Source organism: Streptomyces sp. NPDC058864, from assembly GCF_042742985.1.
Lineage (GTDB): Bacteria > Actinomycetota > Actinomycetes > Streptomycetales > Streptomycetaceae > Actinacidiphila.
Genome location: NZ_JBHYMQ010000014.1, coordinates 49,237 through 68,950, shown reverse-complemented (window position 1 = coordinate 68,950; position 19,714 = coordinate 49,237). Strand labels below are relative to the sequence as shown.

Genomic DNA, 19,714 nt, shown 5'->3' with positions numbered 1-19,714 from the left:
AGCGTTTCTTCGCCTGTTGAACGCAGAACACCTTCAGGTTGCACCTCTCTTGCGCTATGGAGGCCAACACGTGGCACCCCCGGCGCGGGCGGAGTATCCGCTACGTCTAAAGTGGCGTGGTACGCGCAAGCGGAGCCGCTTGCTGGACTTTTCCTCAGGGGTGTTCGTGACGGCCGTCGAATCCCGGCCCGCCGGAGCCATCGGGTCGAGCCACCGCCACCGGCCGTTCGGTGCCCGTGTGATGGCGTTCGTGGCGCTGACCAAGCCGCGCATCATCGAGCTGCTGCTTATTACGACGGTTCCGGTGATGTTCCTGGCGGCAGGCGGTGTTCCCGACCTGTGGCTGGTCGCGGCGACCATGGTCGGCGGCTACATGTCGGCGGGCGGCGCCAACGCCCTCAACATGTACATCGACCGTGACATCGACGCGCTCATGCACCGTACGGAGCAGCGCCCGCTGGTCACCGGCATGGTCGCGCCGTGGGAGTGCCTGGTCTTCGGCATCACGCTTTCGGTGGTTTCCACCGCCTGGTTCTGGGTGCTCGTCAACCCCCTGTCGGCGGCGCTCTCCCTCGCGGCCATCCTCTACTACGTCTTCGTCTACACCCTCGGCCTCAAGCGCCGCACCGCCCAGAACATCGTCTGGGGCGGCATCGCCGGCTGCATGCAGGTGCTCATCGGCTGGTCGGCGGTGCGGAACGAGCTGGCCTGGGCGCCCTTCGTCCTCTTCCTCGTCCTCTTCTTCTGGACGCCGCCGCACTACTGGCCGCTGTCGATGAAGGTGAAGGACGACTACGAGCGCGTGGGCGTGCCCATGCTGCCGGTCGTGGCGGGCAACGTCGTGGTGGGCCGCCAGATCGTCATCTACAGCTGGGTGATGGTGCTGGTCTCGCTCACCCTGTGGTGGCCGCTCGGCGCGGCGAGCTGGTTCTACGCCGCCGCCGCCGTGCTGCTGGGCGCCTTCTGGCTGGTGGAGGCGCACGCCCTGTACGCGCGGGCGAAGGCCGGCGTGGTCGGCGCCAAGCTCAAGGAGATGCGGCTGTTCCACTGGTCCATCACCTACGCGACGCTCCTGTTCGTCGCCGTCGCCGTGGACCCCTTCCTGCGCTGATTACCGGCGGGTAGCATTCTGTCCATGGCAGAGACCCAGGAAGCAGTCACCCAGGCCGCGGACCGCCGCGCCGCGGCCCGTGCCGAGCGCCGTGCCGCCCGCCTGGCGAAGCAGATCACCGCGTTCGCCAAGAGCCACGGCGGCGGTGCCGAGGGCCAGATCGCCTACATCGGCGAGGTCGGCGCCCGCATCGTGCTCGTCGGCGAGAACGGCGAGTGGGGCGACCTGGTGGCCCCCACCTACGACATCGCCCGCAGCGCCGTCGAGCGCTCCGGGATCACCGTGCACGAGTCCTTCGACGGCGACTTCGCCGCCAAGGTGCGCACCGGCCGCTACGAGTGGTCGCGGATGGCCGGAATCCAGATCGGCGGCCCCGCCAACACCTGACGCCGGGCCCGTCCGCCGGAACCATGGACCATGGGAGTGGTCCGGTTGACGAGCGGGAACGAGGAGGCGCCGGTGGAGAGCGAGGAACGCGACGAGCGGCGGCTGACGGCCCGCCGGGAAGCGGCGCGGCTGTCCGCGGAGGGCGTGCGCGCCGTCGCCGTCAGCTGGGTCGACAACGCGGGCATCAGCAGGGCCAAGACCGTGCCGACCGCCCGGCTGCCGCAGGCCGCGCACCGAGGGGTGGGCATGTCGCCCGTCTTCGACGTCTTCACGTCCGACGACTTCATCACCTCCTCCCCGCTCATCGGCGGCCCCGACGGCGACCTGCGGCTCTTCCCCGACCTGGACCGCCTGACCGTGCTGGCCGCCCGGCCCGGCTGGGCCTGGGCCCCGGCCGACCGCTACGACCAGGAGGGCCGTCCGCACCCCGGCTGCCAGCGGTTGTTCGCCCGGCGCATGACGGAGCGCGCCGCCGAGCGCGGCCTGGAGCTGCGGATGGGCTTCGAGACCGAATGGGTCGTGGTCAAGGACGACGGCAGTGGCGACTGGGCCTCCCGCGGTCCGGCCTACGGGATGACGCGGGTGACGGAACTCTCGGACTACCTGCTCGACCTCCACGACGCGCTCGCCGCCCAGCACATCGAGGTCCTGCAGGTGCACCCCGAGTACGCGCCCGGCCAGTTCGAGGTCTCCACCGCGCCCGCCGACCCGGTCCGCGCGGCCGACGAGGTCGTCCTCGTCCGCGAGACCGTACGGGCGGTCAGCGCCGCGCACGGCCTGCGTGCCAGCTTCGCCCCGGCCGTCGTCGCCGGGCAGGTCGGCAACGGCTGCCACCTGCACCTGAGCCTGCGCGAGCACGCGCACAACCTGCACCGGGACCCCACCGCCCCGTACGGCCTGGCGCCCGCCGCGAACACCTTCCTGGCCGGCGTGCTCGACGCCCTGCCCGCCCTGTGCGCCATCGGCGCCCCCTCCCCGGCCAGCTATCTGAGGCTCGCCCCCTCCCGCTGGGCCGGGGTGCACCGCTGCTGGGGCGTGGAGAACCGCGAGGCGGCGCTGCGCCTGGTGCCGGGCGAGGCCGACGACCCCGACGGCGGCCACGCCGAGCTCAAGCCCTTCGACGCCGCCGCCAACCCCTACCTGCTGGCCGGCTCCGTCATCGCGGCGGGCCTCGCCGGGCTGCGCGACGGCGGGGGGACGCTGCCGCCGCCGGTCAGCGGGGACCCGGCCGGGCGCGGCGACCAGAAGCGGCTGCCCACCTCGCTCAGCGAGGCCGTCTCGCACCTGGTGCGCAGCGGGACGCTGAAGGAGGCCCTGGGGGAGGCGCTGTTCGGCGCGGTCGTCGCGGTGCGGCGCGCCGAGGCCGAGGCGCTGGCCGAGTACGGCCCCGCCGAGCTCGCGGAGGCCACCCGGTGGCGGTGGTGATCGAGCTCCCGCCGCTGGTCGACCACCACTGCCACGGCGTCGTCCGCGGCGAGCTCGGCATCGCGGCCTTCGAGACGTACCTCACCGAGTCCGACGCGCCCGCGGCGCCCGGCACCACCTTCTTCGACACCCAGACCGGCTTCGCCGTCCGCCGCTGGTGCCCGCCCCTGCTCGGCCTGGAACCGCACTGCCCGCCGGCGCGCTACCTCGCGCGGCGCCGCGAACTCGGGGTGTACGAGAGCATGCGGCTGCTGCTGCGGGGCAGCGGCATCGGCACGTACCTCGTCGACACCGGACTGTCCGGGGACCTGACGACGCCCGCGGAGCTCGCCGCGGCCGGCGGGGCGGCGGAGCGGGAGGTCGTGCGGCTGGAGCGGCTCGCCGAGGACGTCGCGGGGGCCCGCGACGGGGCCGGGGCCCTGGTCGAGGGCATCGCCGAGGCCGTCCACGGCGCCGCGCGCACCGCTGCCGGTTTCAAGTCGATCGCCGCCTACCGCCACGGCCTGGGCCTCGCCCCGGAGCCCCCGGCGCCGGGCGAGGTCCGGCACGCCGCCGGGGCATGGCTGGAGGCCCGCCGCGCCGGGCCCGCCCGGCTCGACGACCCCGTCCTGTTGCGGCACCTGCTGTGGACGGCCGTCGCGACCGGGCTGCCGCTGCAGCTGCACACCGGATTCGGCGACCCGGATCTGCGGCTCGACCACGCCGACCCGGCACTGCTGACGGACTTCGCCCGGGCGACCGCGGGCACCGGCACCGACCTGGTGCTGCTGCACTGCTACCCGTACCACCGCCAGGCGGCGTACCTGGCGAACGTCTTCCCGCACGTGTACGCGGACGTGGGCCTCGCCCTCACCCACGTGGGGGCACGGGCGGGCGCGGTCCTTGCGGAGTTCCTGGAGCTGGCGCCGTTCGGGAAGCTGCTCTTCTCGACGGACGCCTACGGGCTGCCCGAGCTGTACGTGGCCGGGGCCGAGGCCTTCCGCGGCGCGGTGCGCGAGGTGCTGGGCAGCTGGGTCGCGGACGGCGCCTGGTCCGCGGCCGACGCCCGGCGCGTGGCGGCCATGGTGGGCGCGGACAACGCGCGGCGGGTGTACCGGCTGCCGTGAGCGGGACCTTTGGCGGAGGCGTGGGCGGCGTGTCGGTGCTGCGGCCGGTGCGGGTGCGAGTTCGTCTCGCGCCCTTCGGGCGCAAAGATGCGGGCTGCGGAGGGGAGGGTTGGGGCGGAGCCTTGGCAGCGCTGTGCTGGTGGGTGCGTGGCCGGGGTTCAGGCTCCGGAGCGGGTGGGGTTTCCGGTGCCTTGGGTCTCGTTGCCGTCCGCGGGTGCAGATGGCCGCTTCCACGCCTTCGGTGGGTGGTGGGCGCGCCCGCCGTGACCGGCGTCTGCGGCTGATTCGGGGTGCTGTCGAGGGGGCGGCGGGAGATCGGGCTCGCTTACGCCGACTATGTCGGTGGAACAGGGCCCGATGTCGGGGAATCACCCGCAGACGCCGGTTACGGCGGGCGCGCCACCCACCAGGGTGGGCGTGGTCACCGGCCATCTGTACCCGCGGACGGCGACGAGACCCGCGCCCATGAACAGCGGACCCCGCTCCGGAGCCTGAACCCTCACCACACACCCACCCGCGGACCGCACACCGGGAGACCGGCCCCACCCTCCCCAGCCGCAGCCCGCGGCTTTGCGCCCGAAGGGCGCGAGACGGCGGGAGAGCCGACCGGCGGGCACCGCACCACCGCCCGCCCCGACGCCACGGGGCAGCCGCTACGCGGCCGGCGCGGGCTCCGGGGCGGACGCGACGACCGCGCGCGCGGGCTCCTCGGGCTCGGTCGCCGGACGCTCGCGCATGGAGAGCAGCACCCGCAGCACCGCGATCCACACCAGCGTCGAGCCGAGCATGTGGAGGGCGACCAGGACCTCGGGCAGCTTCGTGAAGTACTGGACGTAGCCGATGACGCCCTGCGCCAGCAGTACGACCAGCAGGTCCCGCACCCGGGCCCGCGGCCCCGCGGGGGCGTCGACGGCGCGCAGCACGAACCACAGGGCGATCGTCAGCCCGCACACCACCCATGCCAGGTCGGCGTGGAGCTGCGAGATGGTCTCCCACTTCACCGGGACGCGCGGCACGTCGCTGCTGTCGCCGGCGTGCGGTCCGGCTCCCGTCACGAGCGTGCCGACCGCGATCAGGGCTCCGGAGGCGGCGATCAGGACCCATGCCAGCTGCCTGACCGGTTTGCCGACCAGCGGGCGCGGTGCCGCGTCGCCCTCGCCGGCCCGCTGCCACATCAGCAGCGCGACGGCGATCAGCGCGCTGGAGAGTAGGAAGTGCGCCGCGACGGTGTAGGGGTTGAGACCGGTCAGGACGGTGAACCCGCCGAGCACGGCGTTGCCCATGACGACCCAGAACTGGGCCCAGCCGAGCCGGGTCAGCCCGCGCCGCCACGGCTTCGCGGCCCGCGCGGCGATGATCGCCCAGCCCACGGCCGCGCACAGCACGTACGTCAGCATGCGGTTGGCGAACTCGATCGCCCCGTGCAGTCCCATCTCGCTGGTCGCGGTGAGGCTGTCGTCGGTGCACTTGGGCCAGGTCGGGCAGCCGAGGCCCGAGCCGGTCAGCCGGACGGCACCGCCGGTCACCACGATGACGACGCTCATGACGAGCGCGGCCAGCGCGGCCCGCCGGACCGTCTCCGGGGACGGGGTCCAGCGCTGGGCGATGAAGGCCAGGGGGTTTCGCACGGCTTGGCCTGCTTGGCTGAGATTCGGCACGGCCACCATCGTAGGCGCCTCCTTGTGCAATCCTTCACGAGGGGGACGCCCAGGGGAGGGGATGGGGGACATGACCGACGTCGACCGGCGGAAACTGCTCTACGGAGGCGCCGCGGCGGCGCTCACGGGGATCGGCGCGGCAGCGTACTCCGCCGCCGACACACCCGCCGCCGAGGCCGTCCGGCAGCCCAGGAGCGCCGCGCACCCCGGTGTGGTCGACGTCGTCGCGGACTTCGGCGCCAAGGGCGACGGCACCACCGACGACAGCAAGGCGTTCGCGGACGCCTACCGCTACGCCGAGTCGCGGCTGGACGACCACACCGGCCGCACGGTGATCGACGTCCCGCCCGGCAAGTACCTGATCACCGAGCCCGGCGCGCTGCTCGACGGCGACGACCCGTCCAACGCGGCCAACGGGCTGCGCTTCCGCGGCGCGGGCCTGCGCATCAGCGAGATCGTCTTCGCGCCGCGGGAGCCCGCGGGAGCCTTCCTCTGCCGCAACGACGACATGTGGCAGAACATCGCCTTCGAGGGACTGCGTTTCACCTCCGGCACCCCGGGCGCGTCCTTCTTCTCCTCCTACTCCACCGGCGGGGCGGCGAACTACCGCTTCACCGACTGCGAGTGGATGGGCGAATGGGAGTACGGCATCGCCCTCGACGGCACCAACACCAACTCCGAGATGCGCTGGGAGGCCTGCCGGGTGGGCGGCGCCTACCGCGGGGCGTTCCTCTACTCGGGCCTGTCCAAGCGCTCGGAGAACCCCGAGCAGCAGGACCAGTTCCTCAACTACTGGTTCACCGACATGAACGTCACCTACGAGTGGGGCAACTTCCTGGAGTTCCCCTACGGCGGCTCGGTCACCTGCCGCGCCGGGAGCTACATCGTCACCGGGCGCCGCCCGACGCCCCACCCCGACTACGGCTACGAGAGCGCGTTCTTCCGATTCCCCCGAAAGCAGCACTTCAGCTCGGTGCAGCGCTTCCACGCCGAGGACATACGTTTTGAGCTGCGCAACGCCGACACGGTCGTGATCGACTGCGAATGGGGCGGCGGCACCGTCCACTTCAACGACTGCGACGACACCGCCAACGCCTTCAAGTCCTTCGCCCCGCAACTGCGGGCCCACCGCTACACGCTGGGCCCGCGCGGCCCGCTGGTGCGCTACGACTCCTGCCAGCTCACCGGCGCACACCGCTACCGCACCGACGGCTCCGCCGAACTGCCCACGACCGTGCGCTACGACATGTGCCTGCTGGCCAGCCACGCCCCGGAGAGCGGCTTCCTGGCCCTCGACGAGGGCCAGGGCACCGGCTTCGCCCGCTTCGTGGACTGCGTCACTCCCACCTGAACCAGCGCGCCGCCGCGCCGAGGCCCAGCACCGCCCACGCGGCGAGGACGCCGAGGTCGCCCCACGGCATGCCCGCGCCGTGCTGCAGGACGTCGCGCAGGCCGTCCGACAGGGCCGAGATCGGCAGCAGTTCCAGGACGGAGCGTGCCGCGCCGGGGAACCTGTCCAGCGGCACGATCACCCCGCCGCCGACGAGCAGCAGCAGGAAGACCAGGTTCGCGGCGGCGAGCGTGGCTTCGGCGCGCAGCGTCCCGGCCATGAGCAGGCCGAGGCCGGAGAAGGCCGCCGTGCCCAGGGCGAGCAGCAGGAGCACCGCGAGCGGGTTGCCGTGCGGCGACCAGCCCAGGGCGAACGCGATCACGGTGAGCAGGACGACCTGCAGGATCTCGGTGACCAGGACCGAGCCGGTCTTGGCGGTCATCAGCGCCCAGCGCGGCAGGGGGGACGCGCCGAGCCGCTTCAGCACGCCGTAGCGCCGCTCGAAGCCGGTCGCGATGGCCTGGCCGGTGAAGGCGGTGGACATCACCGCCAGCGCGAGGATGCCGGGGGTGAGGAAGTCGACGGCCTCGCCGGCGCCGGTGTCGACGATGTCGACGGCGCTGAACAGGACCAGCAGCAGCGTGGGGATGACGACGGTCAGCAGCAGCTGCTCGCCGTTGCGCAGCAGCATCCGGGTCTCCAGCGCGGTCTGCGCGCCGATCATCCGGGGCAGCGTGGCCGCGCCGGGGGCCGGGGTGAAGGTGCCGGTGGCGGTCACGAACGCAGCTCCTTGCCGGTGAGCTCGAGAAAGACGTCCTCCAGGGTGCGCCGCTCGACCGCGAGGCGGTCCGGCATCACGCCGTGCTGGGCGCACCAGGAGGTGACGGTGGCCAGCATCTGCGGATCGACCTTTCCCTCGATCCGGTAGCTGCCCGGGGTCAGCTCCACCGCGGCGGAGTCGGCCGGCAGCGCCTTGAGCAGGGAGGCCAGGTCCAGGCCCGGGCGGCCGGAGAAGCGCAGCGTGTTCTCGGCGCCGCCGCGGCACAGTTCCTCGGGGGTGCCGCTCGCTATCACGCGGCCCTTGTCGATGATCGCGACGTCGTCCGCGAGCTGCTCGGCCTCGTCCATGAAGTGGGTGGTCAGCACGACGGTGACGCCGTCGGCGCGCAGCTCGCGGACGAGTTCCCAGGTGCTGCGCCGGGCCTGCGGGTCCAGTCCGGCCGTCGGCTCGTCCAGGAACACCAGCTCCGGGCGGCCCACGACGGCCATCGCGAGCGCGAGCCGCTGCTGCTGGCCGCCGGAGAGCCGGCGGTACGGGGTGCGGCCGCAGGACTCCAGGCCGAGCCGTTCGATCAGCATGGCCGGGTCGACGGGGTCGGCGTGCAGTCTGGCGGTGTGCCGCAGCATCTCCTCGGCGCGGGCACCGGCGTACACGCCGCCGGACTGCAGCATCACGCCGATCCGGGGCCGCAGCGCGGCGGCCTCCCGCACCGGGTCGAGTCCCAGCACCCGCACCCGGCCGCCGTCCGGACGGCGGTATCCCTCGCAGGTCTCGACGGTGGTGGTCTTCCCGGCTCCGTTGGGTCCGAGCACGGCGGTCACGGTGCCCCGGGCGACGGTCAGGTCGAGCCCGTCCACCGCGGTCTTGGCGCCGTAACGCTTGACCAGTCCCGTCATCTCGACCGCGGGGTCCATTTGCATGACGGGAAGTCTACGAACCCGCGGGGGGCGCTCCGCCGGGAGGGCGGTGCCACGTGCCGCCGCCGCAGGTCGTGGCCGGTGGACGGCGGGCTTCCCCGGGCGGCGGGGAAGATCGTTTCCGCAGGTCAGGTTAGGTTTCCCTAAGTGACGCAGCAGACATCCACCCCGGGGGCCGCCGCTTGCCTCTGCGAGATGAATTACGCAACACTGGCCTTGTGAAAAACGTGTCCGAGGCTCAGGAGGAGCAGACGACCGGGGAGCGGAGCACCCGCAACCGGGTCGCCCGGTCCGTCCTGGTCCACGGGCCGTCGACCGCCGCCGACCTGGCGGAACGGCTCGGGCTGACGCAGGCGGCGGTACGCCGTCACCTGGACGCGCTCGTCGCCGAGGACATCGTCGAGCCGCGCGAGAAGCGGGTCTACGGGAACCGCGGCCGCGGCCGCCCCGCCAAGGTGTTCGCCCTGACCGACTGCGGCCGCGACGCCTTCGACCAGGCCTACGACCAGCTCGCCGCCGACGCGCTGCACTGGATCGCCGAGTCCGCCGGCGGTGGGCAGCAGGGGGAAGCGGCGGTGTCCGCCTTCGCCCGCGCCCGGGTCGCCGCGCAGGCCGAACGCTACCGGGCGGTCGTCGAGGCGGCCGGCCCCGAGGAGCGCACGCAGGCACTGGCCGAGGCGCTCAGCCAGGACGGGTACGCTGCCACGACGCGCAATGCGCCCGCCTCCGCCGGTGAGCAGCTCTGCCAGCACCACTGCCCGGTGGCCCACATCGCCGAGCAGTTCCCGCAGCTGTGCGAGGCGGAGGCCGAGGTCTTCTCCCGCCTGCTCGGGACCCATGTACAACGGCTGGCGACCATCGCCCACGGAGACGGTGTCTGCACCACCTTCGTGCCGAAGGCGGCGTCGCCGTCCGGATCCACCGCACCGAACAACACCGCAAGCAACGCCGGGAGGAACCCCGCATGACTGCCCCCCTGGAGACGGCTCACCCTGAACTCGAGGGTCTGGGCAACTACGAGTACGGCTGGGCCGACTCGGACGTAGCCGGTGCCGCCGCCCGTCGTGGCCTGAACGAGGACGTCGTCCGCGACATCTCCGCGAAGAAGAACGAGCCCGAGTGGATGCTCAAGCTGCGTCTCAAGGGCCTGAAGCTCTTCGGGAAGAAGCCCATGCCCACCTGGGGCTCGGACCTGTCCGGCATCGACTTCGACAACATCAAGTACTTCGTGCGGTCCACGGAGAAGCAGGCGGAGTCCTGGGAGGACCTGCCCGAGGACATCAAGAACACCTACGACAAGCTGGGCATCCCCGAGGCGGAGAAGCAGCGGCTGGTCGCGGGCGTCGCCGCGCAGTACGAGTCGGAGGTCGTCTACCACCAGATCCGTGAGGACCTGGAGGAGCAGGGCGTCATCTTCCTGGACACCGACACGGCGCTCAAGGAGCACCCGGAGCTGTTCCAGGAGTACTTCGGCACCGTCATTCCTGCGGGTGACAACAAGTTCGCCTCCCTGAACACCGCGGTGTGGTCCGGCGGCTCCTTCATCTACGTGCCGAAGGGCGTGCACGTCGAGATCCCGCTGCAGGCCTACTTCCGGATCAACACCGAGAACATGGGCCAGTTCGAGCGGACGCTGATCATCGTCGACGAGGACGCCTACGTCCACTACGTCGAGGGCTGCACCGCGCCGATCTACAAGTCGGACTCGCTGCACAGCGCCGTGGTCGAGATCATCGTGAAGAAGGGCGGCCGCTGCCGCTACACGACGATCCAGAACTGGTCGAACAACGTGTACAACCTGGTCACCAAGCGCGCCGTGGCGTACGAGGGCGCGACCATGGAGTGGGTCGACGGCAACATCGGCTCCAAGGTGACGATGAAGTACCCGGCCGTCTACCTGATGGGTGAGCACGCCAAGGGCGAGACCCTGTCGATCGCCTTCGCGGGCGAGGGCCAGCACCAGGACGCCGGCGCCAAGATGGTGCACATGGCGCCGAACACCTCCTCCTCGATCGTCTCCAAGTCGGTGGCCCGCGGTGGTGGCCGCACCTCCTACCGCGGTCTGATCGAGATCGGCGAGGGCGCCGCCGGCTCCAAGTCCAACGTGCTGTGCGACGCGCTGCTGGTGGACACGATCTCCCGCTCGGACACCTACCCGTACGTGGACGTCCGCGAGGACGACGTGTCGATGGGCCACGAGGCGACCGTCTCCAAGGTCAGCGAGGACCAGCTCTTCTACCTGATGAGCCGCGGCCTGGAGGAGACCGAGGCGATGGCCACCATCGTCCGCGGCTTCGTGGAGCCGATCGCGCGCGAGCTGCCCATGGAGTACGCGCTGGAACTCAACCGGCTGATCGAGCTGCAGATGGAGGGCGCGGTCGGCTGACGCCGGTCCCGCACCCTCCGCCGGGGTCACCCCCGGCTATCCCGTCAAGCTCGTGAGCGAGCCAAAGGGCGCGCCGGTGCCGAAAGCGACGAGACCAAGCGACCGAGGAACGAGGGAGCGCAGTGTCGAGGAGCGTCGGCGCCGGGTTCAAGCGCCCGGAGGCGAGCGAACACAGAAAGAGGCAGTAGTACAGCCATGGCTGAAACCATCCCGGCCGCCGGTGCCACCACCGAAGGCGCCATCCAGGTCGGCCAGCCCCGGGACGCCCGGGTCAGCGCACCCGCGTCGTACGACGTGGCCGACTTCCCCGTGCCGCACGGCCGCGAGGAGGAGTGGCGCTTCACCCCGCTGGAGCGGCTGCGCGGCCTGCACGACGGCACCGCCGTCGCCACCGGTGGCGGCGTCAAGGTCGAGGTGAGCGCCCCCGCGGGCGTCACCGTCGAGACCGTCGGCCGGGACGACGCCCGGGTCGGCAAGGCCGGCAAGCCGGTGGACCGGGTCGCCGCCCAGGCGTACAGCTCCTTCGAGAAGGCCGGTGTCGTCTCCATCCCCAAGGACGCGGTGCTCTCCGAGCCGGTGCGGATCTCCGTGCACGGCCAGGGCGGGGTGGCCTTCGGCCACCAGGTCATCGAGGTCGGGGCCTTCGCCGAGGCGGTCGTGGTGATCGACCACACCGGGGACGCCGTCCTCGCCGCCAACGTCGAGTACCTGATCGGCGACGGCGCCAAGCTGACCGTCGTCTCCGTCCAGGACTGGGACGACACCGCCGTGCACGCCGCCCAGCACACCGCGCTGGTCGGCCGCGACGCGACCTTCAAGTCCGTCGTCGTCACCTTCGGCGGCGACGTGGTGCGGCTGCACCCGCGGGTCGTCTACGGCGCGCCGGGCGGCGAGGCCGAGCTGTACGGCCTGTACTTCACCGACGAGGGCCAGCACCAGGAGCACCGCCTCTTCATCGACCACGACACCCCGCACTGCCGGTCGAACGTGGCGTACAAGGGCGCGCTGCAGGGCCGGGACGCGCACGCGGTGTGGATCGGCGACGTGCTCATCCGCGCCGAGGCCGAGGGCACCGACACCTACGAGCTCAACCGCAACCTGGTGCTCACCGACGGCGCCCGGGTCGACTCGGTGCCGAACCTGGAGATCGAGACCGGCGAGATCGTCGGCGCCGGCCACGCCTCGGCCACCGGCCGCTTCGAGGACGAGCAGCTGTTCTACCTGATGGCCCGCGGCATCCCGGCCGACGAGGCCCGCCGGCTGGTGGTGCGCGGCTTCTTCGCCGAGCTGATCCAGCAGATCGGTGTCGCCGACCTGCAGGAGCGCCTCCTGGAGAAGATCGACGCGGAGCTGGAGGCGTCCGTCGTATGACCACTGCTGAAGGCTTCGTCCGCGCCTGCGCGCTGAGCGAGCTCGAGGAGGACACGCCCAAGCGTGTCGAGCTCGGCGGCGTGCCGGTGTCGGTCGTGCTCACCGAGGGCGAGGTGTTCGCGATCAACGACATCTGCTCGCACGCGAACGTCTCACTGTCCGAGGGCGAGGTGGAGGACTGCCAGATCGAGTGCTGGCTGCACGGCTCCTCCTTCGACCTGAGGACCGGCAAGCCGTCCGGGCTGCCCGCGACGCGGCCCGTTCCCGTGTACCCCGTTCAGATCCAAGGGGACGATGTGCTCGTCTCCGTCACCCAGGAGTCCTGAGACACCCATGGCAACGCTTGAGATCCACGACCTGCACGTCTCCGTCGAGGCCGAGAACGGTCCGCGGGAGATTCTCCGCGGTGTCGACCTGACCGTGAAGCAGGGCGAGACCCACGCCATCATGGGCCCGAACGGCTCGGGCAAGTCGACCCTGGCCTACTCGCTCGCCGGCCACCCGAAGTACACCATCACCGGTGGCACCGTGACGCTGGACGGCGAGGACGTGCTGGCCATGTCCGTCGACGAGCGGGCCCGGGCGGGCGTCTTCCTGGCCATGCAGTACCCGGTCGAGGTCCCCGGCGTCTCCGTCTCCAACTTCCTGCGCACCTCGGCCACCGCGATCCGCGGCGAGGCCCCGAAGCTGCGCACCTGGGTGAAGGAGGTCAAGGAGGCCATGGAGCGCCTGCACATGGACCCCTCCTTCGCCGAGCGCAACGTCAACGAGGGCTTCTCCGGCGGTGAGAAGAAGCGCCACGAGATCCTCCAGCTCGAACTGCTCAAGCCCAAGATCGCGATCCTCGACGAGACCGACTCCGGCCTGGACGTCGACGCGCTGCGCATCGTCTCCGAGGGCGTCAACCGGGTGCGCGAGAGCGGTGAGGTCGGCACCCTGCTGATCACCCACTACACCCGGATCCTGCGCTACATCAAGCCCGACCACGTCCACGTCTTCGCCGCGGGCCGGATCGCCGAGTCCGGCGGTCCGGAGCTCGCGGACAAGCTGGAGGCCGAGGGCTACGAGGCCTATGTGAAGGGAGGCGCGTCCGAGTGACACCGCAGCTGCCGGGCCTGCTGGACACCGAGGCGATCCGCAAGGACTTCCCGGTGCTGGACCGCCTGGTCCACGACGGGAAGAAGCTCGTCTACCTGGACAACGCCGCGACCTCGCAGAAGCCGCGCCAGGTCCTCGACGCCCTCAGCGAGTACTACGAGCGCTACAACGCCAACGTCCACCGCGGTGTGCACACGCTCGCCGAGGAGGCCACGGCGCTGTACGAGGGCGCCCGCGACAAGATCGCGACCTTCGTCAACGCGCCGAGCCGCGACGAGGTGATATTCACCAAGAACGCCTCCGAGTCGCTGAACCTGGTCGCCAACATGCTGGGCTGGGCCGACGAGCCCTACCGGGTGGACGCCGACACCGAGATCGTCATCACGGAGATGGAGCACCACTCCAACATCGTCCCGTGGCAGCTGCTCTCGCAGCGCACCGGCGCGAAGCTGAAGTGGTTCGGCCTGACCGACGACGGCCGGCTCGACCTGAGCGACATCGAGCAGGTCATCACCGAGAAGACGAAGATCGTCTCCTTCACGCTCGTCTCCAACATCCTGGGCACGGTCAACCCGGTCGAGACCATCGTGCGCCGTGCGCAGGAGGTCGGCGCCCTGGTGCTGATCGACGCCTCGCAGGCCGCGCCGCATATGGTGCTGGACGTGCAGGCGCTGCAGGCGGACTTCGTGGCCTTCACCGGCCACAAGATGCTCGGCCCGACCGGTATCGGCGTGCTGTGGGGCCGCCAGGAGCTGCTGGAGGACCTCCCGCCGTTCCTGGGCGGCGGCGAGATGATCGAGACCGTCTCCATGCACGAGTCGACGTACGCGCCCGCGCCGCACAAGTTCGAGGCGGGTACGCCGCCGATCGCCCAGGCCGTCGGCCTCGGCGCGGCAGTGGACTACCTGAGCGCCATCGGCATGGACAAGATCGCCGCGCACGAGCACGCGATCACCGAGTACGCGCTGAAGCGGCTGAAGGAGGTGCCCGAGCTGAAGATCATCGGCCCGGACACGCCCGAGGGACGCGGCTCGGCGATCTCCTTCACCCTGGGCGACATCCACCCGCACGACGTGGGCCAGGTCCTCGACGAGCAGGGCATCGCCGTGCGCGTCGGCCACCACTGCGCGCGGCCGGTCTGCCTGCGGTACGGAATTCCCGCGACCACGCGAGCGTCGTTCTATCTGTACTCCACTCCGGCCGAGGTCGACGCCTTGGTCGAGGGCCTGGAGCACGTACGGAACTTCTTCGGCTGAGGGACGGACGGCGAAGCCTGTGAAGCTGGATTCGATGTACCAGGAAGTCATCCTGGACCACTACAAGAACCCGCACGGCCGCGGCCTGCGCGACGGTGACGTCGAGGTGCACCACGTCAATCCGACGTGTGGCGACGAGATCACCTTGCGCGTCAAGCTCGACGGCACGTCCATCCAGGACATCAGCTACGAGGGTCAGGGCTGCTCCATCAGCCAGGCCAGCGCCTCCGTGCTCAATGAACTGCTCGTCGGCCGCCAGGTCGACGAGGCCGTGAAGGTCCAGGAGGTCTTCCTGGAGCTGATGCAGTCCAAGGGCAAGCTGGAGCCCGACGACGCGATGGAGGACGTCCTGGAGGACGCGGTCGCGTTCGCCGGCGTCTCCAAGTACCCGGCACGCGTCAAGTGCGCGTTGCTGAGCTGGATGGCGTGGAAGGACGCCACCGCCCAGGCGCTGGGCGATGGCGCGGTCAGGGAGTCCGCATGAGCGACAACGCAGAAGTGACGACGACGAAGCCGGCGAGCGAGGAGGAGATCCGTGAGGCCCTCTACGACGTCGTTGACCCCGAACTGGGCATCGACGTCGTCAACCTCGGCCTGATCTACGGCATCCACATCGACGACACCAACGTCGTCACCCTCGACATGACGCTCACCTCGGCGGCCTGCCCGCTGACCGACGTCATCGAGGACCAGGCGAAGTCGGCCACCGACGGGATCGTCAGCGACCTGAAGATCAACTGGGTCTGGATGCCGCCGTGGGGCCCCGACAAGATCACCGACGAGGGCCGCGACCAGCTGCGCGCGCTCGGTTTCAACGTCTGACCCGCCCTGGGACCACGACCGCGGGACGCCGCTCCGGACAGGAGCCGCGTCCCGCGGTCGTATTTTCGTTTGCGCGTCTTCCCCCGGGTCGGCGAGTCTTCCGCGCATGAGCAGTCATTTCGCCGCCATCGGACTCGGCGTGACCGACCAGGACTCCTTCCGCGCGCTTGTGGCCGGGCTTCTCGAACGCGCCGACACACAGCAGGTCGAGGGTGAGCTGAGGCGGCACGTGTGGACGGGCGGTGGTGGCGCCCGGCTCGTCGTCGAGACGCACGGGCGCTCGATCGCCCAGGTGCTGCCCTGCCTGGAGCCCGCAGGTGAGCCGGTGCCGGTGGCCCGCGTGGCGATGGTGGACGAGGAGACCGCCCGGCTCGAGCTGCTGGACCGGCCCGGCGGGACGATGCTGTGCCCGCTCGCGGTGGAGCTGGAGGACCGCGCCGTGCTGCGCTCCCGGGGCGGTACGGCCTCCGAGGGCGAACTGCGGCTCGCCGCGCTGGCGGAGCGGCTCACCCTCCACACCGGGGGCAGGCAGGCGTACGACGCCGCGCAGGAGGAGGGCGAGATCGGTTTCGCGCCCGACTACCTCATTCCCTTCGGCCTGTTCGCGCCGGAGGGGGCGGGAGAGGACTGGGTGCCCTCGGCGCACGCGGCGTTCGCCGGGGAGGTCCTGCTGGCCGAGGTCCACGAGGGCGAGGCCGGGGGCGGCCGCTTCCACCGGCTGCGGGTGCGCACCATCGGCGGCCACGAGGTCGATGTCGCCGTGGCCGGCGAGGAGTTGACGGACACCCCGGCCCCGGGGCACTGGGTGGACGGGGAGTTCTTCCTGACGGGTTCGCTGGGCCTGGCCCCGGCGGCGTCGCCGGCGGCCGCCGCCCGGAAGCGTTGGTGGCCGCGCCGGTCCTGAGGGGGCCGCCATGCGTACGGGCGTACACATCGATGTGTACGCTTGTACGCATGGCATACGCATTGCTGGGCGGGGCGATCCTCGCCGAAGTGCTCGGTACGACGTCCATGAAGTACAGCGACGGCTTCACCCGGCTGTGGCCCTCCCTCGGCACCGCCGCCGGCTACCTCATCGCCTTCGCGCTGCTCGCGCAGACCCTCAAGTCGATGTCCGTGGGCACCGCCTACGCGATATGGGCCGGGGTCGGCACCGCCGCGATCGCCGCCATCGGCATGGTCTTCCTCGGCGAGGCGGCCACCGCGGCCAAGCTGACGGGGATACTCCTGGTCATCGCCGGGGTGGTCGTCCTCAACCTCGGCGGCTCCCACTGATGGCCCGCCGGTACGACCCCGAGCGGCGGCAGCGCATCATCGACGCCGCGATCCGCGTCGTCGGCGAGCGCGGCATCGCCGGCCTGAGCCACCGGGCGGTGGCCGCGGCGGCCGACGTCCCGCTCGGCTCGACCACGTACCACTTCGCCACCCTGGACGACCTCCTGGTGGCCGCCCTGCGGCAGTGCAACGAGGCCTTCTTCCGGGAGGTCGGGGAGCGCGCCCTGCTCGGCGCGCCCGGCGCCGACCTCGCCACGGAACTGGCCCGGTTCGTCGAGGAGACGGTCTCCCGGGACCGCCCCCGTGCGCAGCTGGAGTACGAGCTCTACCTGGCCGCGCTGCGGCACGAAGCCGTACGACCGGTCGCCGCGGAGTGGGTGGACCACATGGCCGACCTGCTCACCCGGTGGACCGACCCGGTCACCGCCCGTGCGCTGGCCGCCCTCACCGACGGGATGTGCCTGCAGGCCCTGCTGACCGGCCGCGACATCGACCGGGAGGCGGCCCGCGAGGTCTTCGCGCGGATCATCGGCGAACCCGGGCGGGACCGCTGACCTATACCGGCCGCGACCTGATCCGGCATCCTCACGCGCCGCATTCACGCCTTCACGTGATCGATTCTTGTAGAGCGTCGATCGGAGGCCAGTAAATGAAACAGGCGATGAAGGACATACCGAGGGTGGTGTGGCTCCTCGCCACCGGCATGTTCTTCGTGGCGGCGGTGAGCTTCACCTTCGTCTACCTCTTCGTCTACCTGACCGGACCTCGTGGGCTCAGCACCTCCCAGGCGGGACTCATCGCCGGTGTGGGCGGCGTCGGCATGGTCGCCGGCAACTTCACCGGCGGCTGGTTCGGCGACCGCTTCGGGCACCGCCGCACCCTCATCACCGGCATGGTCGTGTCCGGTCTCGGCCTCGCCGCCCTGCCGCTGACGCCGACCGCCGCGCTCGCGGTGGTCTTCCCGGTCGCCCAGTACGCCACCGGCGTCACCCGGGCCTCCAACTCGGCGCTCATCGCCTTCTCCGTGCCCGAGGGTTCCCGCCGCCAGGGCTTCGCCCTGCTGCGCTTCATGGCGAACCTCGGCGTCACCGTGGGCCCGCCGCTGGGCGCGCTGATCGCCACCACGATCTCGTACGACTGGCTGTTCGTCGCCGACGGCCTGGGCATGCTCTTCTTCGGTGTCTACGCGCATTTCATCCTGCCGGCGAACGGCAACCACCGGCCCAAGGGCGACGTCTCGCCCGACGCGCCCGGCCTGTGGTCCGCGCTGCGCGCCCGGCCCGCCGTCCTGGTGCTGCTCGCCGCGATCCTGGTCGCCGACACCATCTACCGCCAGCAGTACTCCACCCTGCCCGTGTACCTGAAGGACCACGGCATCGGCACCGGCGTCTACGGAGCCCTCATCGCCATCAACGGCGCCCTGGTCATCCTCCTCGAACTCCCGGTCACCGTCGCCCTGCGCCGACGCGCCCCGCTGCCGATCATCGGCCTCGGCGTGATCCTGGTCGGGCTAGGCTTCGCCGCGCTGACCACCGGCCACTGGTACGTGGCGGCCGCCGTCGTGATGATGATCCTGCTGACCATCGGCGACATCCTCTACAAGTCGCCGTCCACCGCCTACGTCGCCGACAGCGCCCCCGACCACCTCCAGGGCCGCTTCCAGAGCATGTACGCGGGTGCCTCCATCAGCGGCGTGGTGCTGGCCGCCCCGCTCGGCGGAGTGCTCTACGAGAGCGCGCCGGGCGTGCTGTGGCCGCTGTGCGCCGTCCTCGGCGTGGCCGCCGGCGCGGCGGTGCTCGGCGCCCGGCGGCTGCCGGGCGTACGCGACGCGGTCGCCGAACCGGACGCGGTCAGGGCCGCGACGCAGTCCTGACCGCCCCGAGCGCCTCCGCCACGCTCGCCGTGATGTCCGTGACCGGGTAGAACACCCGCCGGACCACCCGGTCCGCGCCGACCACCAGGGTCAGCCGCTTCAGCCGCACCGCGCCGCCCGCCCGGAAGGTCGGCAGCCGCAACGCCGCGGACAGCGTCAGCTCCGCGTCCGACAGCAGGGGGAAGGGCAGCCGCTCCCGCTCGGCGAACTCCGCCTGCTCGTCCGGGCGCTGGGCGCTCACCCCGTGCACGGCCGCGCCCTCCGCGGTGAACTCCGCCAGCCGGTCGCGATAGGTGCAGGACTCCAGCGTGCAGCCCGCCGCCCCCGGGATGTCGCCCCAGCCCGGTGGATAGGACGCGGGCCGCGCGTAGGCGCCGGGGAAGCAGTAGAGGACGGTGAACGGGCGGTCCGCGTCCACCGGGTCGCGCAGTCCCCCGTCCGGGCCCGCGGGCAGCAGCAGTTCGGGCACCCGGGTCCCGGTCAGCGCGTGGACGCGCTCCGCCTCCCGCGAGCCGTCCGCCGCGGTGCCGGTGGTCGTGCCGTCGCCCAGCACCCACTGGTCGCCCCAGTCCTGGAGGGCGATCAGCACCGGCAGCAGCGCCCGGCCGCGGGGGGTGAGCCGGTACGCGTACCGCACCGGGCGCTCCTGGTAGGGCTCGCGGGCCAGCACGTCCGCGTCGACCAGCAGGCGCAGCCGTTCGGCCAGCACCTTGCGGGAGACGCCGAGTTCGCGCTGCAGGTCGTCGAAGCGTTCCACGCCGCGGGCGGCGTCCCGCACGATCAGCAGCGTCCACCAGTCGCCGACCACGTCGAGGGCCTGGGCGATGGAGCAGTTCGCGTCACCTAGTTCTGTGCGGCGGGCCATGCCGCTATCCTGCCAGCCATAAGTGGGTTTCCAAAAGGAACTCACTAGGGCGG

The 19,714-nt window shown here is 71.6% G+C and carries 21 protein-coding genes; 17 read left to right on the top strand and 4 right to left on the bottom strand.

From position 1 onward, the window contains the following. Positions 1–160 precede the first annotated feature (160 nt). From ACFW3D_RS13745 to ACFW3D_RS13730, 4 genes are all read left to right on the top strand, one after another. Positions 161–1,111 carry a heme o synthase gene (locus ACFW3D_RS13745; protein WP_500504397.1) on the top strand — a complete coding sequence of 317 codons (951 nt, stop codon included), beginning with the start codon at positions 161–163 and terminating at the stop codon, positions 1,109–1,111. A gap of 24 nt (positions 1,112–1,135) precedes the next feature. Further along, the gene (locus ACFW3D_RS13740) at positions 1,136–1,498 is read left to right on the top strand and encodes a hypothetical protein (protein ID WP_500504309.1); all 363 of its coding nucleotides are present in this window, start codon (positions 1,136–1,138) and stop codon (positions 1,496–1,498) included. A gap of 72 nt (positions 1,499–1,570) precedes the next feature. Then, positions 1,571–2,923 (top strand): glutamine synthetase family protein, encoded by a 1,353-nt coding sequence (locus ACFW3D_RS13735; RefSeq protein WP_500504396.1) that lies wholly within the window; start codon positions 1,571–1,573, stop codon positions 2,921–2,923. Continuing rightward, positions 2,920–4,029 (top strand): amidohydrolase family protein, encoded by a 1,110-nt coding sequence (locus tag ACFW3D_RS13730; protein WP_500504395.1) that lies wholly within the window; start codon positions 2,920–2,922, stop codon positions 4,027–4,029. The genes ACFW3D_RS13735 and ACFW3D_RS13730 overlap by 4 nt, the downstream gene beginning before the upstream one ends. Positions 4,030–4,682: 653 nt before the next feature. Here the strand turns inward: ACFW3D_RS13730 and ACFW3D_RS13725 are convergent. Next, positions 4,683–5,696, bottom strand: a complete 1,014-nt coding sequence (locus ACFW3D_RS13725) for a COX15/CtaA family protein (protein ID WP_500504308.1) — start codon at positions 5,694–5,696, stop codon at positions 4,683–4,685. 61 nt (positions 5,697–5,757) lie between these two features. On the opposite strand from ACFW3D_RS13725, the gene ACFW3D_RS13720 reads away from it, so the two are divergent. Next, on the top strand, positions 5,758–7,038 hold the full coding sequence (locus ACFW3D_RS13720; protein ID WP_500504307.1) for a glycosyl hydrolase family 28-related protein: 1,281 nt from the start codon (positions 5,758–5,760) through the stop codon (positions 7,036–7,038). On the opposite strand, the gene ACFW3D_RS13715 is transcribed toward ACFW3D_RS13720, so the two are convergent. After that, on the bottom strand, positions 7,025–7,741 hold the full coding sequence (locus ACFW3D_RS13715) for an ABC transporter permease (protein ID WP_500504394.1): 717 nt from the start codon (positions 7,739–7,741) through the stop codon (positions 7,025–7,027). The genes ACFW3D_RS13720 and ACFW3D_RS13715 overlap by 14 nt on opposite strands. Before the next feature lie 50 nt (positions 7,742–7,791). Beyond that, entirely contained in the window at positions 7,792–8,718 is a 927-nt protein-coding gene (locus ACFW3D_RS13710) for an ABC transporter ATP-binding protein (RefSeq protein WP_500504306.1), read from the bottom strand. A gap of 215 nt (positions 8,719–8,933) precedes the next feature. Between ACFW3D_RS13710 and ACFW3D_RS13705 the strand changes: the two genes are divergently transcribed. The 12 genes from ACFW3D_RS13705 to ACFW3D_RS13650 all read left to right on the top strand — a co-directional run bounded on the left by ACFW3D_RS13705 (position 8,934) and on the right by ACFW3D_RS13650 (position 18,796). Further along, positions 8,934–9,683 carry a helix-turn-helix transcriptional regulator gene (locus tag ACFW3D_RS13705; protein WP_500504305.1) on the top strand — a complete coding sequence of 250 codons (750 nt, stop codon included), beginning with the start codon at positions 8,934–8,936 and terminating at the stop codon, positions 9,681–9,683. Continuing rightward, the gene (gene sufB, locus ACFW3D_RS13700) at positions 9,680–11,101 is read left to right on the top strand and encodes a Fe-S cluster assembly protein SufB (protein ID WP_354798656.1); all 1,422 of its coding nucleotides are present in this window, start codon (positions 9,680–9,682) and stop codon (positions 11,099–11,101) included. Before ACFW3D_RS13705 ends, sufB begins: the two co-directional genes overlap by 4 nt. 195 nt (positions 11,102–11,296) lie before the next feature. Next, positions 11,297–12,472: a Fe-S cluster assembly protein SufD gene (gene sufD, locus ACFW3D_RS13695; protein WP_500504304.1), complete on the top strand. Its 1,176-nt coding sequence runs from the start codon at positions 11,297–11,299 to the stop codon at positions 12,470–12,472. Next, on the top strand, positions 12,469–12,798 hold the full coding sequence (locus ACFW3D_RS13690; RefSeq protein WP_018560671.1) for a non-heme iron oxygenase ferredoxin subunit: 330 nt from the start codon (positions 12,469–12,471) through the stop codon (positions 12,796–12,798). Before sufD ends, ACFW3D_RS13690 begins: the two co-directional genes overlap by 4 nt. Before the next feature lie 7 nt (positions 12,799–12,805). Further along, positions 12,806–13,570, top strand: a complete 765-nt coding sequence (sufC, locus tag ACFW3D_RS13685) for a Fe-S cluster assembly ATPase SufC (RefSeq protein WP_500504303.1) — start codon at positions 12,806–12,808, stop codon at positions 13,568–13,570. Then, positions 13,567–14,826, top strand: coding sequence for a cysteine desulfurase (locus ACFW3D_RS13680; protein ID WP_500504302.1), 1,260 nt, complete (start codon positions 13,567–13,569; stop codon positions 14,824–14,826). Before sufC ends, ACFW3D_RS13680 begins: the two co-directional genes overlap by 4 nt. A 19-nt stretch (positions 14,827–14,845) precedes the next feature. Beyond that, complete coding sequence (gene sufU, locus ACFW3D_RS13675) at positions 14,846–15,310, top strand: Fe-S cluster assembly sulfur transfer protein SufU (RefSeq protein WP_018560668.1); 465 nt, start codon at positions 14,846–14,848, stop codon at positions 15,308–15,310. Continuing rightward, complete coding sequence (locus ACFW3D_RS13670; protein ID WP_500504301.1) at positions 15,307–15,648, top strand: metal-sulfur cluster assembly factor; 342 nt, start codon at positions 15,307–15,309, stop codon at positions 15,646–15,648. Before sufU ends, ACFW3D_RS13670 begins: the two co-directional genes overlap by 4 nt. 106 nt (positions 15,649–15,754) lie before the next feature. Next, on the top strand, positions 15,755–16,552 hold the full coding sequence (locus ACFW3D_RS13665; RefSeq protein WP_500504300.1) for a hypothetical protein: 798 nt from the start codon (positions 15,755–15,757) through the stop codon (positions 16,550–16,552). A gap of 50 nt (positions 16,553–16,602) precedes the next feature. Then, entirely contained in the window at positions 16,603–16,923 is a 321-nt protein-coding gene (locus ACFW3D_RS13660) for a DMT family transporter (RefSeq protein WP_026251297.1), read from the top strand. Then, positions 16,923–17,477: a TetR/AcrR family transcriptional regulator gene (locus ACFW3D_RS13655; protein WP_500504298.1), complete on the top strand. Its 555-nt coding sequence runs from the start codon at positions 16,923–16,925 to the stop codon at positions 17,475–17,477. The genes ACFW3D_RS13660 and ACFW3D_RS13655 overlap by 1 nt, the downstream gene beginning before the upstream one ends. 107 nt (positions 17,478–17,584) lie before the next feature. Then, entirely contained in the window at positions 17,585–18,796 is a 1,212-nt protein-coding gene (locus tag ACFW3D_RS13650) for an MFS transporter (protein ID WP_500504297.1), read from the top strand. On the opposite strand, the gene ACFW3D_RS13645 is transcribed toward ACFW3D_RS13650, so the two are convergent. After that, positions 18,774–19,661, bottom strand: a complete 888-nt coding sequence (locus ACFW3D_RS13645) for a winged helix-turn-helix transcriptional regulator (protein ID WP_500504295.1) — start codon at positions 19,659–19,661, stop codon at positions 18,774–18,776. The two genes, ACFW3D_RS13650 and ACFW3D_RS13645, sit on opposite strands and share 23 nt — an antisense overlap. Positions 19,662–19,714: the final 53 nt, after the last annotated feature.

Excerpts from the sequence above, each read along its gene's own strand:
- ACFW3D_RS13715 (WP_500504394.1), bottom strand. The coding sequence starts at position 7,741 with ATGATCGGCGCGCAGACCGCGCTGGAGACCCGGATGCTGCTGCGCAAC.
- ACFW3D_RS13740 (WP_500504309.1), top strand. The coding sequence starts at position 1,136 with ATGGCAGAGACCCAGGAAGCAGTCACCCAGGCCGCGGACCGCCGCGCC.
- ACFW3D_RS13710 (WP_500504306.1), bottom strand. The coding sequence starts at position 8,718 with ATGCAAATGGACCCCGCGGTCGAGATGACGGGACTGGTCAAGCGTTAC.
- ACFW3D_RS13725 (WP_500504308.1), bottom strand. The coding sequence starts at position 5,696 with ATGGTGGCCGTGCCGAATCTCAGCCAAGCAGGCCAAGCCGTGCGAAAC.
- ACFW3D_RS13665 (WP_500504300.1), top strand. The coding sequence starts at position 15,755 with ATGAGCAGTCATTTCGCCGCCATCGGACTCGGCGTGACCGACCAGGAC.
- ACFW3D_RS13655 (WP_500504298.1), top strand. The coding sequence starts at position 16,923 with ATGGCCCGCCGGTACGACCCCGAGCGGCGGCAGCGCATCATCGACGCC.
- ACFW3D_RS13645 (WP_500504295.1), bottom strand. The coding sequence starts at position 19,661 with ATGGCCCGCCGCACAGAACTAGGTGACGCGAACTGCTCCATCGCCCAG.
- sufD (WP_500504304.1), top strand. The coding sequence starts at position 11,297 with ATGGCTGAAACCATCCCGGCCGCCGGTGCCACCACCGAAGGCGCCATC.
- ACFW3D_RS13720 (WP_500504307.1), top strand. The coding sequence starts at position 5,758 with ATGACCGACGTCGACCGGCGGAAACTGCTCTACGGAGGCGCCGCGGCG.
- ACFW3D_RS13690 (WP_018560671.1), top strand. The coding sequence starts at position 12,469 with ATGACCACTGCTGAAGGCTTCGTCCGCGCCTGCGCGCTGAGCGAGCTC.
- sufB (WP_354798656.1), top strand. The coding sequence starts at position 9,680 with ATGACTGCCCCCCTGGAGACGGCTCACCCTGAACTCGAGGGTCTGGGC.
- ACFW3D_RS13670 (WP_500504301.1), top strand. The coding sequence starts at position 15,307 with ATGAGCGACAACGCAGAAGTGACGACGACGAAGCCGGCGAGCGAGGAG.
- ACFW3D_RS13660 (WP_026251297.1), top strand. The coding sequence starts at position 16,603 with ATGGCATACGCATTGCTGGGCGGGGCGATCCTCGCCGAAGTGCTCGGT.
- ACFW3D_RS13650 (WP_500504297.1), top strand. The coding sequence starts at position 17,585 with ATGAAGGACATACCGAGGGTGGTGTGGCTCCTCGCCACCGGCATGTTC.
- sufC (WP_500504303.1), top strand. The coding sequence starts at position 12,806 with ATGGCAACGCTTGAGATCCACGACCTGCACGTCTCCGTCGAGGCCGAG.